Annotated in this window: 2 protein-coding genes; one reads left to right on the top strand and one right to left on the bottom strand. The window is 75.1% G+C overall.

The window, feature by feature from the left end; genetic code table 11:
* Positions 1–289 precede the first annotated feature (289 nt).
* Positions 290–1,360: an NAD(P)-binding domain-containing protein gene (locus tag Q0L15_RS20555; protein ID WP_296606540.1), complete on the top strand. Its 1,071-nt coding sequence runs from the start codon at positions 290–292 to the stop codon at positions 1,358–1,360.
* On the opposite strand, the gene Q0L15_RS20550 is transcribed toward Q0L15_RS20555, so the two are convergent.
* Positions 1,330–2,034: PD-(D/E)XK nuclease family protein (locus tag Q0L15_RS20550; RefSeq protein WP_296606538.1), on the bottom strand; the 705-nt coding region annotated here is incomplete at its 5' end. The genes Q0L15_RS20555 and Q0L15_RS20550 overlap by 31 nt on opposite strands.

Below are 2,034 nucleotides of genomic sequence, written 5' to 3'. Positions count from 1 at the left end.
GCGCTCACGATCTGCACCGTGAGCGACCACATCCTCACCGGTGAGGAGACCACGTCCCAGGAGCGCGAGCAGACCTTCGGCGCCATGGTCGAGATCGCGCTGGCGGCGGGCACCGCCGCGGAGTGATCGGCCGCGGCGAGTCTCACCGCCTAGGCGGTGAAACACGTGCTTGGCGCATGAAGGATCACGACACCAGCGCGAGTTTCCTGCCATCGGCGCGACGGACGGGGCGGTTGGTGAGGCGCCGGGGCCGCCGGACTATCCGGACCGCCGCGGGCGTTGGGCCGGTATGGAGCTGCGGGACGGGCGGGTGCTGGACTCGCTGGTGATCGGCGCCGGCCAGGCCGGGCTCTCCGCGTCCTACCACCTCAAGCGCCGGGGCATCGACCATGTCGTCCTCGACGCCGACCCCGCGCCCGGCGGCGCGTGGCAGCACCGCTGGGACTCGCTGACGATGCGCGACGTGCACGGCGTCGCGGCGCTGCCCGACTCGGTCTCCCCCACCGACGAGGCGGGCCGCGCGAACACGGTCGTCCCGGCGTACTTCGGGCGCTACGAGCGCGAGCACGACCTCCCCGTCCTGCGGCCGGTGCGCGTCGACCGGGTGGCCAGCGACGGCGATCTCCTGAGCGTCCACGCCGGCGAGCGCACCTGGACCACCCGCACCGTGGTCAACGCCACTGGCACCTGGTCGCGGCCGTTCGTGCCGCACTACCCCGGCATGGAGACCTTCCGCGGGGAGCAGCTGCATCCCGTCGACTACCCCGGCGCCGAGCACTTCCGCGGCCGGCGCGTGGTCGTGGTCGGCGGCGGCGCGTCCGCCGTCCAGCTCCTCGGCGAGCTCGCGCTCGTCACCGACACGCTCTGGGTGACCCGCCGCGAGCCGGTGTGGCGCACCGACGACTTCACCCCCGACCGTGGTCGGGAGGCGGTGGCGCTGGTCGAGGAGCGAGTACGCCGCGGGCTCCCGCCCGCCAGCGTCGTCAGCGAGACCGGCTCGGTGCTGCGCGAGCAGGAGCGCGAGGCGGAGCGCCTCGGCGCGTACGTGCGGCACCCGATGTTCACCGCGATCGAGCCCGACGGGGTGCGGATGCCCGACGGCTCGTTCGAGCCGGTGCAGGCGATCCTCTGGGCCACCGGGTTCCGCCCCGCGGTCGGTCACCTCGCGGCGCTGGGACTCCGCTCGGCGTACGGCGGCATCCAGCTCGACGGCACCACCGCGGTCGCCGACCGGCGGGTGCAGCTGGTCGGCTACGGCCCGTCGGCGAGCACGATCGGCGCCAACCGGGCCGGCCGGGTCGCCGCGCGCGGGGTCGCGGCCTGGATCCGTCAGAGCGAGAGGATCTCCTCGAGCGCCTGACGGTCGGGAAGCCCCTCGGGCTCGACGACCTGGCCGGTGCGGACGTAGTAGAACGCGGCGCGCACCCGCTCGAGCGGCAGCCCGTGCAGCTCGGCCCAGGCCACGCGGTAGATCGCGAGCTGGAGGGGGTCGGCGCTCGCCGAGCGGCTGGTCTTCCAGTCGACGACGAGATGGTCGTCCCCGTCGGGGCCGGGCTGGGTGTAGACCGCGTCGATGCGGCCGCGGACGACCTGGCCGGCGAGGACCAGCGCGAACGGGGCCTCCACCTGGTGGGGCGTGCGGGTCGCGAACGGTCCTGCCTCGAAGGTGGCGATCAGCTCCTTGAGGTCGGCGTCGTCGTCGATGCCGGCGTCGCCGCGGCCCGGCAGGTCGCCGTAGTCGAACAGGTCCTGCTGGCCGAACCGGGCCTCCACCCAGGCGTGGAAGCGGGTGCCGAACCGGGCCGCCGACGACGGCGGCCGGGGCATCGGGCGCGCCAGCTCGCGGGCGAACGTCTCGGGGTCCTCGCGCAGCCGGCCCAGGGCGGTGGCGGACAGGCTGGACGGGAGGGGTACGGCGAGGTCGGTGGCGCGCTCGCGCCGCGCCTCGGCCAGCAGCCGCTCGAGCTCGGCGTCCCACTCCGCCACCCGGGCGGCCTCGATCATGTCCAGGCCGGCGTCGGAGGCGGCCGGGTC

The sequence above is a fragment of the Nocardioides sp. genome (genome assembly GCF_024509035.1).
In the GTDB taxonomy this organism is placed as follows: domain Bacteria; phylum Actinomycetota; class Actinomycetes; order Propionibacteriales; family Nocardioidaceae; genus Nocardioides.
This window is presented reverse-complemented; position numbering and strand designations above follow the sequence as displayed.

What these genes read in the sequence shown, in the direction of transcription:
- Q0L15_RS20555 (WP_296606540.1), top strand. Translation starts at nt 290, where the DNA reads ATGGAGCTGCGGGACGGGCGGGTGCTGGACTCGCTGGTGATCGGCGCC.